We start from the raw sequence: 12,662 nt of genomic DNA, 5'->3' as shown, positions 1-12,662 counted from the left end.
CGACCGCCCGGCCGCCTGCCGTGACCAGCGGCGACGCCGGAGTGTCACAGGGGTGGCATACCCTTCACGGGTGGAGCCAGATCTGTTCAGCGCGGCGGCGGAGGAGCGACGCGAGCGGGAGCCGGGCAGCAGCCCGCTCGCGGTGCGGATGCGGCCGCGCACCCTTGAGGAAGTGGTCGGCCAGCAGCATCTGCTGCGCACCGGTTCGCCGCTGCGGCGGCTGGTGTCCGAGGGCGGTGCCGGGCCGGCGGGCGCCTCCTCGGTGATCCTGTGGGGCCCGCCCGGCACCGGCAAGACCACCCTCGCCTACGTGGTGAGCAAAGCCACCAACAAGCGGTTCGTGGAGCTGTCGGCGATCACCGCGGGCGTCAAGGAGGTCCGCGCCGTCATCGAGTCCGCCAAGCGCCAGGCGGGCGGGTACGACCGCGAGACCGTGCTCTTCCTCGACGAGATCCACCGCTTCAGCAAGGCACAGCAGGACTCCCTGCTGCCCGCGGTGGAGAACCGCTGGGTGACCCTGATCGCGGCCACCACGGAGAACCCGTACTTCTCGGTGATCTCGCCGCTGCTGTCCCGCTCCCTCCTGCTGACGCTGGAACCCCTCACCGACGACGACATCCGCGGGGTGCTGCGCCGGGCGCTCACCGACGAGCGGGGGCTCGACGGCGCGGTCACCCTCCCGCAGGACGCCGAGGAGCACCTGCTGCGGATCGCCGGCGGCGACGCGCGCCGGGCGCTGACCGCGCTGGAGGCCGGCGCCGGCTCCGCCCTCGCCAAGGGGGAGGAGGCGATCACCCTCGCCACCGTCGAGGAGGCCGTCGACCGTGCCGCGGTGGCCTACGACCGCGACGGCGACCAGCACTACGACGTGGCGAGCGCGCTGATCAAGTCGATCCGCGGGTCCGACGTGGACGCGGCGCTGCACTACCTGGCGCGGATGATCGTGGCGGGGGAGGACCCCCGCTTCATCGCCCGCCGGCTGATGATCTCGGCGAGCGAGGACATCGGGCTGGCCGACCCGACCGCGCTGCCCACGGCGGTCGCCGCCGCCCAGGCGGTCGCGATGATCGGGTTCCCCGAGGCGTCCCTCATCCTCAGCCACGCCACCATCGCGCTCGCCCTCGCCCCGAAGTCCAACGCGGCGACCACCGCGATCGGGGCCGCCCTGGCGGACGTGCGGGCCGGCAGGGCCGGACCGGTGCCCGCGCACCTGCGCGACGGCCACTACAAGGGAGCGGCGAAGCTCGGCCACGCCCAGGGGTACGTCTACCCCCACGACGTGCCCGGCGCGATCGCCGCGCAGCAGTACCTGCCCGACGAGATCGCCGACCGCCGGTACTACGAACCGACCCGCTACGGCGCCGAGGCCCGCTTCGCGGACGTCCTCGACCGGGTGCGCAGCCGCCTTGCCGGGGGTGGCTGAGAGCCTGGAGCGCCCCCGGCAAGGCGGTCTCCTGGCCGGGCACTCCCCGGCCTGGCACTCCCCGCCCTGGTGGTTCCCGGCCCGGGGTTCAGGCGCGGGCGGACGCGAACAGGTGGCGCAGGGCGCGGCGGGCCGCCGCGGGACCGTCCACCGGCGCCGGGAAGTCGAAGCGGGCGTCGTAGGTGCCGTCCGGGCCGGTGAAGCGGACGCGGAGGCCGAAGCGGTCGAGCGCGAGGGGCACCGCCTCGGAGGCGCCGGCCACGCACGGCTCCGCGACCAGCCCGCACAGCAGGGAGACCTCCTCCGGGTGCGAGCCGGCGAGGTGCTGGAGCACGTCGGTCTCGAACGGCGCCAGCGGGTCCGGTCCGGCCGCGGCGAACTCGTCGGGCTCGACGAGCGCCGCGCCCCACAGGTCGTCCACGGAGATCTCCCCGGGCTCCAGCCGCAGCAGTTCCGCGTCGGCCTCGAAGCCGCCCCCGGGCACGTGCGTGAGCCACCCGGCCACCCAGGCGCGGCCGCGGATGCGGTGCGGGACGGCGACCGGCGCCACGTCGGTGACTTCGAGCACAGCCGGCACCTCGTCGTCGGCGCGCAGCACCGCCCGCACCGCGGGGGAGTCGCGGGGGAACAGCAGGAAGACGTCGCCGTCGGGCCCGACCGAGTGGCGCAGCGGCACCATCGGCTCGGTCGGCGCAGGCTGGAGCGCGGGAACGGCCAGGGCGAGGGAGGGGTTACCCTCGACGAGAGTGCGCGCGCGCTCGGCGGCCGAGGGCTGCCGGGGCGCCTCTTCCACTTCGGGACGCGGCTGACCGTGCTCCTGCTGTCGCGGCGGCAGTTCGGGTGCGGGGTTCCCGGGTCGAATCATGCGTACTCCTCAGCTAAGGTAAGCCTTACCTAATCTACACGGAGGTTCGACGCACGTGAATCAGTCGCGTCCCAAGGTCAAGAAGTCCCGGGCGCTCGGCATCGCGCTCACCCCGAAGGCCGTCAAGTACTTCGAGGCCCGCCCCTACCCGCCGGGCGAGCACGGTCGCGGTCGCAAGCAGAACAGCGACTACAAGACCCGCCTGCTGGAGAAGCAGCGCCTGCGCGCGCAGTACGACATCAGCGAGCGGCAGATGCAGCGTGCGTACGACCGCGCGAAGAAGGTCGAGGGCAAGACCGGCGAGGCGCTGATCGTGGAGCTGGAGCGGCGCCTGGACGCGCTGGTGCTCCGCTCCGGGCTCGCCCGCACGATCTACCAGGCCCGCCAGATGGTCGTGCACGGCCACATCGAGGTCAACGGCCGCAAGGTCGACAAGCCGTCGTTCCGGGTGCGTCCCGACGACGTCGTGCAGGTGCGCGAGCGGTCGCGGGAGAAGACCCCCTTCCTCGTCGCGCGCGAGGGCGGCTGGGCGCCCGACGGCGAGACGCCCCGCTACCTCCAGGTGAACCTCCAGGCGCTGGCGTTCCGGCTCGACCGCGACCCCAACCGCCGCGAGATCCCGGTGATCTGCGACGAGCAGCTTGTCGTGGAGTACTACGCCCGCTGACGCCTGCGGCGCCTGCGCGGGATGGGGCGCCGCCGCGCTCCCGGCCCGCCGCCGCGGCACGTGCCCCTTCGGACGGCCGACGGACTACGGGCGGGCGCTGGTGGGGGGTTTGCCGCGCAGTTCCCCGCGGCCCTTCGGGGGCGCGGGGAACGCGGCGGTATGCCGGCGGGGCGACCCCAGCGCACGCAGGGCCGCCTCGTCGAACGACAGCCGGCCGCCCTCGCGCAGGGCGGCCGCGTAGACGCGGTCGCCGAGCCGCTCGCGCAGGCGGCGCTCGCAGATCGCGTGCGGCGCGTTGAAGTGCCCGGAGCCGAAGAGCCGCAGGCCGACGGAGTCCCACAGCCGGCCGGCCGCGCCCTGGAGCACCGCTGCCTCGCGGGCCGCGCCCTCGTGCTCCGTCACCAGCGCCAGCAGCTCCAGCGCCAGGACCGCGCCCACCAGGTCGTGGAAGGCGTGGTCGATGGCGAGGGACTCCTCCGTCAGCCGCCGCGCCCGGACCGGGTCGCCGGACAGCCAGGCCGCGTACCCCAGGACGTACAGGGCGTAGGCCAGCGTCCAGCGCTCGCCGTGGTCGCCGCAGACGTCCCGGACATCCTCGGCCAGCCGGACCGCCTGGGGCAGGTCCCCCTGGAAGGCGACGGCCATCGCCAGTTCCACCTGTCCCATCAGCACGTTGCTGTTCAGCTCGCCGATCCGCCGGTAGCGGTCGAGCGCGTCGCGGAACAGGCGCTCGGCGACCGGCAGGTCGTCCGAGACCAGCGCGAGGCAGCCCAGCCGGTGGACGGCGTACGCGGTCGCGGCGGCGTTCCCGCTCTCCTCGGCCGAGGCGCGGCACTCCTGGAGCACCGACACGGCCGCGGTCGAGTCGCCCTGGAGGAGCGAGACGTAGCCGCACACCCACATCGCCTTCGCCCGGGCGTCGCTGGGCTCGGCGGACGCCTCCAGCGCGCGGGCCAGCCAGTGCCGGCCCTCGGCCAGCCGCCCGCAGCCCACCCAGCAGAACCACAGCGTGCCCGCGAGGTACTGGCCGACGGCCGGGTCCTCGTCGAGGCCGTCGAGGCTGAAGTCCAGCGCCAGCCGCAGGTTCGGCAGCTCCACCGCCACCCGTGCGGCGACCTCCGCCTGCCGCGGGCCGAACCAGTCCAGCTCGCACCAGGTGGCGAGCCCGAGGTACCAGTCCCGGTGCCGGCGCCGCATCCGCTGCCCGTCCTCCAGCGCGGCCAGCCACGAGGCGCCGTACTCCCGCACGCTCTCCAGCATCCGGTAGCGGGTGCCGCCGTCCGGGTCCGCCTCCCGGGCCACCACCGACTGCGCCACCAGCCCGGCCAGCGACTCCGCGATGTCGGCCTCGGGCAGGTCGGGACCCGCGCAGACGTACTCCACCGCCTCCAGGTCGAAGCGGCCGGCGAAGACCGACAGCCGTGCCCACAGCAGGCGTTCGGCCGGCGTGCACAGCTCGTGGCTCCAGCCGATCGCGGTGCGCAGCGCCCGGTGCCGCACCGGCCCGGTCGGGTCGCCGCCGGTCAGCAGGCGGAAGCGGTCGTCCAGCCGGCGCAGGACGTCGGCGACCGACAGCGCGCGCAGCCGCACCGCCGCGAGCTCCAGCGCGAGCGGCAGCCCGTCCAGGCGCGCGCACAGCTCGATGAGCTGCGCGCCGCCCGCCTCGGTGGCCGCGAGGTCCGGCACCACCGCGGCGGCCCGCTCGGTGAACAGCCGCACCCCGTCGCCCGGCACCGGCAGCGGCGCCAGCGGCAGCAGCCGCTCCCCGGTGATGCCCAGCGGGCGGCGCCCCGCGGCGAGCACCCGCAGCGCCGGCGCCCGCCGCAGCAACTCCGCCACCAGCACGGCGCATCCGGTGCGGACCCGGTCGAAGCCGTCCACCACGAGCAGCAGTTCGCGGTCGGCGACGTACGCCGACAGCGCGGCGCGCGGGCCGCGGGTGGTGTGGTCCGGCACCCGCAGGGCCTCCGCGACGGTGTGGTCGAGGAGTTCGGCGTCCCCCAGCGCGGAGAGGTCCACGGCCCGTACGCCGTCGCGGAAACGGTTCTCTGCGGCGCGCGCCGCGCGCAGCGCCAGCCGGGTCTTGCCGACGCCGCCGGTGCCGGTCACCGTGATCAGCCGGCCGGTCGCCAGCAGTTCGGCCAGTTCGGCGAGTTCGCCGGCGCGCCCGACGAATCCGGTCAGCTCGGCGGGGAGGTCTTCCACGGAGGACATGGTCTACGGAGCGTACGTGTTCGCTGTCGCTGCGTACAAACCCGCCCGGGTGCGCCGTTCCGACGCCGCCCGGCCCCGTAGGGCGGGGGCTTCCCGCCGGTCCCCGTCCGGCGGATAGCCGACTCCCCGCCTACCGGCGGTAGGGTCCGGGGGCGGGGGAACGGGGCGGCCTGGAAGGCCCGCTCCCGTAAGCGCGATAGGCTCGCTCCCATACGTGGTCGGGTGAGCAGGAGGAGTGCTGCAGCGTGTCCGGTGGAGAGGTGGCGGGCCTCATCGTCGCCGTGTTCTGGGCGATCCTCGTGTCGTTCCTGGCCGTCGCCCTGGCCCGGCTCGCGCAGACGCTGCGCCGCACCACGGAACTGGTCGCGGGCATCACCGAGCAGGCCGTGCCGCTGCTCGGCGAGGCATCGGACGCGCTGCGCAGCGCGAGCGAGCAACTCGACCGGGTCGACACCATCACCTCCGACGTCGCCGAGGTGACCGCCAACGCGTCGGCGCTGTCGTCCACCGTGGCCTCGACGTTCGGCGGCCCGCTGGTGAAGGTCGCCGCGTTCGGGTACGGCGTGCGGCGCGCGGTCGGCATGCAGGCCGGCGACTCCGGCAAGGCCCGGGCCCGTACCCTCACCGGACGGGTGCTGCCCGCCTCGCGCCGGGACCGCCGCGACCGCCGTACGAAGGACTGAGGCCATGTTCCGCCGTCTGTTCTGGTTCCTGACCGGCGCCGCCACCGGAACGTGGGCCACCGTCAAGGTGAGCCGCGCGGTGCGCCGGCTCAACCCCGACAGCCTCGCCGTGACCGCCGCCGACCGCGCGCTGGAGACCGGCGCGCGGCTGCGGCTGTTCGCCCAGGACGTACGGGTCGGCATGGCCCAGCGCGAGACCGAACTGCACGACGCCCTGGGCCTGCGTACCCAGGGCGCCCCCGAGGCACCCCAGTCGCTGCCCTCCCCGCGGGCCACCCTGCCCGGGGGCACCACGGGCGGAACCGCCCTGCCCTCCCGGGCCGGGCGCGGGGACCGCAAGCACAAGAACCGGAAGGACGAACACTGATGGAGTCGGCAGAAATCCGCCGCCGCTGGCTGCGCTTCTTCGAGGAGCGCGGGCACACCGTGGTGCCGTCGGCCTCCCTCATCGCGGACGACCCGACGCTGCTGCTCGTCCCGGCCGGCATGGTCCCGTTCAAGCCGTACTTCCTCGGCGAGGTCAAGCCGCCCTTCGACCGCGCCACCAGCGTGCAGAAGTGCGTGCGCACCCCGGACATCGACGAGGTCGGCAAGACCACCCGGCACGGCACGTTCTTCCAGATGTGCGGCAACTTCTCCTTCGGCGACTACTTCAAGGAAGGCGCCATCAAGTACGCCTGGGAGCTGCTGACCAGCGCCCAGGCCGACGGCGGCTACGGCCTGGACCCGGAGAAGCTGTGGATCACCGTCTACGAGAAGGACGACGAGGCCGAGCGGATCTGGCGTGACGTCGTCGGCGTGCCCGCCGAGCGCATCCAGCGCCTGGGCATGGGCCCCAACTTCTGGTCCATGGGCGTGCCCGGCCCCTGCGGCCCCTGCTCCGAGATCAACTACGACCGCGGCCCCGACTTCGGCGAGGAGGGCGGCCCCGCGGTCAACGACGAGCGCTACGTGGAGATCTGGAACCTGGTCTTCATGCAGTACGAGCGCGGCCCGGGCCAGGGCAAGGACGGCTTCGAGATCCTCGGCGACCTGCCCGCGCAGAACATCGACACCGGCCTCGGCCTGGAACGCCTCGCGATGATCCTGCAGGGCGTGCAGAACATGTACGAGACCGACACCCTGCGCGTCGTCATCGACACGGCCACCGCCCTCACCGGCGTGCACTACGGCCGGACCGCCGACTCCGACGTCTCCCTGCGGGTCGTCGCCGACCACATGCGCACCGCCGTCATGCTGATCGGCGACGGCGTGACCCCCGGCAACGAGGGCCGCGGCTACGTCCTGCGCCGGATCATGCGCCGCGCCATCCGCAACATGCGGATGCTGGGCGCCGACCGCCCCGTGGTCGCCGAGCTGGTGGACGTCGTGATCGGCACCATGGGCGAGCAGTACCCGGAGCTGATCAACGACCGCAAGCGGATCGAGTCGGTCGCGCTCGCCGAGGAGTCCCGGTTCCTCAAGACCCTCTCGGCCGGCACCAACATCCTCGACACCGCGGTCACCGAGACCAAGTCCAAGGGCGGCCGGGTGCTCCCCGGCGAGCAGGCGTTCCTGCTCCACGACACCTGGGGCTTCCCGATCGACCTCACCCTGGAGATGGCCTCCGAGCAGGGCCTGAGCGTCGACGAGGACGGCTTCCGCCGGCTGATGAAGGAGCAGCGCGACCGGGCCAAGGCCGACGCGCAGAAGAAGAAGACCGGCCACGCCGACCTGTCGGCCTACCGCGAGGTCGCCGACCGCTCCGGCGCCACCGAGTTCACCGGGTACCACCACGACCACGGCGAGGCGTCCGTGGTCGGCCTGCTGGTCGACGGTGTGCCCTCGCCGGCCGCCAGTGAGGGCGACGAGGTCGAGATCGTCCTCGACCGCACCCCCTTCTACGCCGAGGGCGGCGGCCAGCTCGCCGACACCGGCCGCATCCGGCTGGACGGCGGGGCCGTCGTGGAGGTCCGCGACGTGCAGCGCCCGGTGCCCGGCGTCAGCGTGCACAAGGGCGTCGTGCAGGTCGGGGAGGTCACCCTCGGCGCGGCCGCCCACGCCCAGATCGACCTGGTCCGGCGCCGCGCCATCGCCCGCGCGCACAGCGCCACCCACCTCACCCACCAGGCGCTGCGCGACGCGCTGGGCCCGACCGCGGCCCAGGCCGGGTCGGAGAACTCGCCCGGCCGCTTCCGCTTCGACTTCGGCTCGCCGGCCGCGGTGCCCGGCACCGTGCTGACCGACGTCGAGCAGAAGATCAACGAGGTGCTGGCCCGCGAACTCGACGTCAGCGCCGAGGTGATGCCGATCGCCGAGGCGAAGCGGCAGGGCGCCATCGCGGAGTTCGGCGAGAAGTACGGCGAGCAGGTCCGCGTGGTCACCATCGGCGACTTCTCCAAGGAGCTGTGCGGCGGCACCCACGTGCACAACACCGCCCAGCTCGGCCTGGTGAAGCTGCTCGGCGAGTCCTCGATCGGCTCCGGAGTGCGCCGCGTCGAGGCGCTGGTCGGCGTGGACGCGTACAACTTCCTGGCCCGCGAGCACACCGTGGTCGCCCAGCTCACCGAACTGGTGAAGGGCCGCCCGGAGGAGCTGCCCGACCGGATCTCCGGGATGCTCGCCAAGCTCAAGGACGCCGAGAAGGAGATCGAGCGGTTCCGCGCGGAGAAGGTCCTCCAGGCCGCGGGCGGGCTCGCCGACGCCGCCGAGGACGTCAAGGGCGTCGCGCTGGTCACCGGCGCCGTGCCGGAGGGCACCGGCGCGGACGACCTGCGCAGGCTGGTGCTCGACGTGCGGCAGCGGATCGGCGGCGGCCGGCCCGCCGTGGTCGCGCTCTTCACGGTGGCCGGCGGCCGCCCGCTGACCGTCATCGCCACCAACGAGGCGGGGCGCGAGCGCGGCCTGAAGGCCGGCGAACTGGTCCGCACCGCCGCGAAGACGCTCGGCGGCGGGGGCGGCGGCAAGGACGACGTCGCCCAGGGCGGCGGCCAGAACGCCGCTGCGGTGCCCGAGGCGATCGAGGCCGTGCGGCGGCTCGTCGGCGAGAAGGCGTGACGTGACCGAGCGGCGGCGGGGCGCGGAGCGCGGCCGGGAGCGGCCGCGGGCCCGGCGCTCCGCCGCGGGCCGGGGCGGAGCGGTGCCCGGCGGTCACGCAGGCGCGGACGGCCCGGACGGCCCGAACGGGTCGGACGGGCCCGTCGGCGGCGGCTCCGGGGGAGCCGGGGAGTCCGGGGTGCCCGGAGGTCCCGGCGGCGGTTCCGGCGGGCTCCGGCGCGGCCGGCGGCTGGCCGTGGACGTCGGTGACGCGCGGATCGGGGTGGCCTCCTGCGACCCGGACGGCATCCTCGCCACCCCGGTGGAGACCGTGCCGGGCCGCGACGTGCCCGCCGCGCAGCGCCGGCTGGCCGCGCTCGTCGCCGAGTACGAACCGATCGAGGTCGTCGTCGGCCTGCCCCGGTCGCTGAACGGCACCGAGGGTCCGGCCGCCGCCAAGGTCCGCGGCTTCGCGTCGGCTGTGGCGAAAATCATCGCGCCGGTGCCGATCCGCCTCGTGGACGAGCGGATGAGCACCGTCACCGCCACCCAGGGGCTGCGCGCGTCCGGGGTCCGGGCGAAGAAGGGGCGCTCCGTGGTCGACCAGGCGGCCGCGGTCGTTATCCTGCAGAGCGCTCTGGAAGCGGAGAGGGCGTCGGGCATCCCTCCGGGCGAGAACGTCGAAGTGGTCATCTGATCGCGATACGGTAACGTTCCGCGCGACACGGCGGTGCCTACGGGCGCCGCCCCTTTCACAGGGTCGGTGGACCAGATGCCGACCGCGTACCGACGGGACCGAGGGCTGACGCCCGAGCAGCCGTGGCGGACGACCGAGCACCGGGGTCCCCGCAGTGGGTGCGAGCAGGAAGACCGACTGATGGATGCCGATGACTGACTATGGCCGGGGTTCCGGCTCCGAACCGTGGCACCCCGAGGACCCGCTCTTCGGCGACGTGTACGACCAGGGGTACCCGCAGCAGCATCCCCAGCAGCCCCAGGACTGGTCGCAGCAGGGCGACTGGCAGGACCCGTACGCCACCGGTCAGCAGCACCAGCAGTACCCGCAGGCGCCCCAGCAGGGCTACGAGCAGCAGTACGACCAGCAGCAGTACCCCCAGCACCAGCACCAGCAGCAGTACCCGCAGGCGCCGCAGCAGGGCCAGGTCCAGCACGGCTACCCGCAGCAGCAGACCGGGTACGACGGCTACGGCGGCGGCTACGAGGGCTACGAGGGGTACGGCACCGGCGCGTACCGGCCCGGCCAGGCCGACGGCTACGTCCAGGACCCCTACGGCGGCATGCAGCCGCAGGACCCGTACGGCCAGCAGCCCGGGTACTACGGGCAGCAGCAGCCGCAGCACCCGCAACCGCCGCAGCAGCAGGGCTACCAGCAGCAGGACCCGTTCCAGGGGCAGCCCCGGCAGCCGCAGCAGCCGGGCGGGCAGCAGCATCCGCAGCAGGTCCAGCAGGCGGGGCCCGGGCAGCAGGCGCAGCCCCGGCAACCGGGCGCGGGAGCGCCGGGCGCACCGGATGCGGACGAGCAGCGCCGGCCCGGCACCCCTCCCGGCGCCGGCGCGCCGGGCCACCCGCAGGAGCCGGGCACCCGTCCACTGCGCCCCGCCCCGGCCGAGACCGGCGACTGGGACGCCGACAACGAGGCCGACCCGCGCGACCACGCCTTCTTCGCCGACCACGACGACGATGACGACGACGCGGACGCCTCGGAGCCGGGCCGGTCCGGCGGCCGCAGGTCGGGCCGCTCGCAGGGCCAGCCGACCAAGAAGCGCCGCAGCGGCTGCGCCTGCGTGGTCGTGCTGGCGGTCCTCGTCGGCGGCGTCGGCGGTGTCGGGTACGTGGGCTACAACATGTACGAGAGCCGGTTCGGCCCGCCACCGGACTTCTCGGGCGCCGGCACCGGCGACGTCCAGGTGGACATCCCTGCGGGCTCCTCGGCGACCACGATGGGCAACATCCTCAAGAAGGCCGGGGTGGTCAAGAGCGTCGGCGCCTTCACCTCCGCGGCGGGCAAGAACCCCAAGGGCAACTTCATCCAGGCCGGCGTCTACGACCTGCACCGGCAGATGTCCGGCGCCGCGGCCGTCACGATGATGCTGGACCCCAAGTCGCAGAACAACCTGATCATCGCCGAGGGCATGCGGGACAAGCAGATCTACGCGGCCATCGACACCCGGCTCGGTGTGAAGGCGGGCACCACCGAGCAGACCGCGCACGACCAGGCGAAGCAGCTCGGGCTGCCGTCCTGGGCCGACTCCGACCCCGACATCACCGACCCGCTGGAGGGCTTCCTCTTCCCCTCCCGCTACAGCATCGCCAAGGGCGAGAAGCCCGTGGAGGTGCTGAAGCAGATGGTCGACGAGGCGGACAAGCAGTACGCCCAGTTCGACATGGCCGCCGAGGCGAAGAAGCAGGGGCTGTCGAACCCGCTCCAACTCGTCACGGTCGCCAGTCTCGTCCAGGCCGAGGGCAAGACGGACGACGACTTCCGGAAGATGGCGAAGGTCGTCTACAACCGGATGGTCCCGAACAACTCCGAGACCCGCGGGCTGCTCCAGTTCGACTCGACGTACAACTACGTCAAGAACAGCAGTCAGACGGACATCTCGACCGCCGAGGTCAACTCGCTGGACAGCCCGTACAACACCTACAAGAACCAGGGCCTGCCGCCCGGACCGATCGGCAACCCCGGCGCCGACGCGCTCAAGGCCGCGATGTCGCCCGACAGCGGCAACTGGTGGTACTTCATCTCGCTGGACGGCAAGACCACGAAGTTCACCCAGACGAAGGCCGAGTTCGACAAGCTCTACCAGCAGTACAACTCCCAGTAGCAGGGCGCTCTCCTTGGACCTCACCGCACGGCCGCACACCGGCGCGCACCGCGCCGCCGTGCTCGGCTCCCCGATCGCGCACTCGCTCTCCCCGGTGCTGCACCGCGCCGCGTACGCCGCCCTCGGCCTCGACGGCCGGCGGTACGACCGCTTCGAGGTGGACGAGGTGGCGCTGCCCGGCTTCGTCGACGGCCTCGACCCGCGGCAGTGGGCCGGGCTGTCGCTGACGATGCCGCTCAAGCGCGCGATCATCCCGCTGCTGGACGAGATCAGCGACACCGCGGCCTCGGTGGAGGCGGTCAACACCGTGGTCCTCGGCGCGGACGGCCGGCGGCACGGCGACAACACCGACATCCCCGGCATGGTCGCGGCCCTCGCCGAGCACGGCGTCACCTCGGTGCCGTCGGCGGCCGTGCTCGGGGCGGGCGCCACCGCGTCCTCCGCGCTCGCCGCCCTCGCCCGCGTCTGCACCGGCGAGGTCACCGCCTACGTGCGCGGCCCGGCCCGCGCCAAGGAGATGGCCCGCTGGGGCGAGCGGCTCGGGGTGCGCGTGCGCACCGCCGACTGGAGCGCCGCGGCCGACGGGCTCGGCGCCCCCCTGGTGATCGCCACCACCCCCTCGGGCGCCGCCGACCACCTGGCCGCCGCCGTCCCGGACGCCCCCGGCACCCTCTTCGACGTGCTCTACGAGCCGTGGCCGACCGCGCTGGCCGCCGCGTGGTCCGCCCGCGGCGGCAAGGTCGCGTCCGGCCTGGACCTGCTGGTCCACCAGGCCGTCCTCCAGGTCGAGCAGCACACCGGCCGCGCGCCCGGTCCGCTGAAGGCGATGCGCGCGGCGGGCGAGGCGGCGCTCGCGGCGCGCTGACACGGCGGCCGCCCGCCGTGTCAGGTCCGGTCCGTTCTCCGGACAGGCATGCTGGTAGGTGCGGGAAACGTGGGAGGATCTGCC

General features: G+C 74.0%; 11 protein-coding genes. 8 read left to right on the top strand and 3 right to left on the bottom strand.

The window, feature by feature from the left end:
• Window positions 1-70: 70 nt before the first annotated feature.
• Complete coding sequence (locus RVR_RS03940; RefSeq protein WP_202232508.1) at window positions 71-1,423, top strand: replication-associated recombination protein A; 1,353 nt, start codon at window positions 71-73, stop codon at window positions 1,421-1,423.
• Between the two features lie 88 nt (window positions 1,424-1,511).
• Here RVR_RS03940 and RVR_RS03935 read toward each other — a convergent pair whose 3' ends face one another.
• Window positions 1,512-2,288 (bottom strand): DUF2470 domain-containing protein, encoded by a 777-nt coding sequence (locus tag RVR_RS03935; RefSeq protein ID WP_237404555.1) that lies wholly within the window; start codon window positions 2,286-2,288, stop codon window positions 1,512-1,514.
• 55 nt (window positions 2,289-2,343) lie between these two features.
• Between RVR_RS03935 and rpsD the strand changes: the two genes are divergently transcribed.
• The gene (gene rpsD, locus RVR_RS03930) at window positions 2,344-2,955 is read left to right on the top strand and encodes a 30S ribosomal protein S4 (RefSeq protein WP_202232507.1); all 612 of its coding nucleotides are present in this window, start codon (window positions 2,344-2,346) and stop codon (window positions 2,953-2,955) included.
• An 84-nt stretch (window positions 2,956-3,039) separates the two neighbouring features.
• Here the strand turns inward: rpsD and RVR_RS03925 are convergent, their stop codons facing one another.
• A complete protein-coding gene (locus RVR_RS03925) occupies window positions 3,040-5,160 on the bottom strand; it encodes an ATP-binding protein (RefSeq protein ID WP_237404554.1) in 2,121 nt (706 codons plus the stop codon).
• Window positions 5,161-5,414: 254 nt separating this feature from the next.
• On the opposite strand from RVR_RS03925, the gene RVR_RS03920 reads away from it, so the two are divergent.
• The 4 genes from RVR_RS03920 (at window position 5,415) to ruvX (ending at window position 9,564) form a co-directional block, all read left to right on the top strand.
• Window positions 5,415-5,852 carry a DUF948 domain-containing protein gene (locus RVR_RS03920; RefSeq protein WP_202232505.1) on the top strand — a complete coding sequence of 146 codons (438 nt, stop codon included), beginning with the start codon at window positions 5,415-5,417 and terminating at the stop codon, window positions 5,850-5,852.
• Window positions 5,853-5,856: 4 nt separating this feature from the next.
• A complete protein-coding gene (locus RVR_RS37330; protein WP_237404553.1) occupies window positions 5,857-6,219 on the top strand; it encodes a DUF6167 family protein in 363 nt (120 codons plus the stop codon).
• Complete coding sequence (alaS, locus tag RVR_RS03910) at window positions 6,219-8,888, top strand: alanine--tRNA ligase (RefSeq protein WP_202232504.1); 2,670 nt, start codon at window positions 6,219-6,221, stop codon at window positions 8,886-8,888. The genes RVR_RS37330 and alaS overlap by 1 nt, the downstream gene beginning before the upstream one ends.
• Window positions 8,889-9,066: 178 nt before the next feature.
• Window positions 9,067-9,564: a Holliday junction resolvase RuvX gene (gene ruvX, locus RVR_RS03905; RefSeq protein ID WP_202232503.1), complete on the top strand. Its 498-nt coding sequence runs from the start codon at window positions 9,067-9,069 to the stop codon at window positions 9,562-9,564.
• Window positions 9,565-9,619: 55 nt separating this feature from the next.
• Here the strand turns inward: ruvX and RVR_RS39055 are convergent, their stop codons facing one another.
• Window positions 9,620-10,039 carry a hypothetical protein gene (locus RVR_RS39055; protein ID WP_430393103.1) on the bottom strand — a complete coding sequence of 140 codons (420 nt, stop codon included), beginning with the start codon at window positions 10,037-10,039 and terminating at the stop codon, window positions 9,620-9,622.
• A gap of 126 nt (window positions 10,040-10,165) precedes the next feature.
• On the opposite strand from RVR_RS39055, the gene mltG reads away from it, so the two are divergent.
• Window positions 10,166-11,713, top strand: coding sequence for an endolytic transglycosylase MltG (gene mltG, locus RVR_RS03900; protein ID WP_430393102.1), 1,548 nt, complete (start codon window positions 10,166-10,168; stop codon window positions 11,711-11,713).
• A 13-nt stretch (window positions 11,714-11,726) separates the two neighbouring features.
• On the top strand, window positions 11,727-12,578 hold the full coding sequence (locus tag RVR_RS03895) for a shikimate dehydrogenase (protein ID WP_202232501.1): 852 nt from the start codon (window positions 11,727-11,729) through the stop codon (window positions 12,576-12,578).
• Window positions 12,579-12,662: the final 84 nt, after the last annotated feature.

The organism is Streptomyces sp. SN-593 (assembly GCF_016756395.1).
Taxonomy (GTDB): Bacteria; Actinomycetota; Actinomycetes; order Streptomycetales; family Streptomycetaceae; genus Actinacidiphila; species Actinacidiphila reveromycinica.
This window is presented reverse-complemented; position numbering and strand designations above follow the sequence as displayed.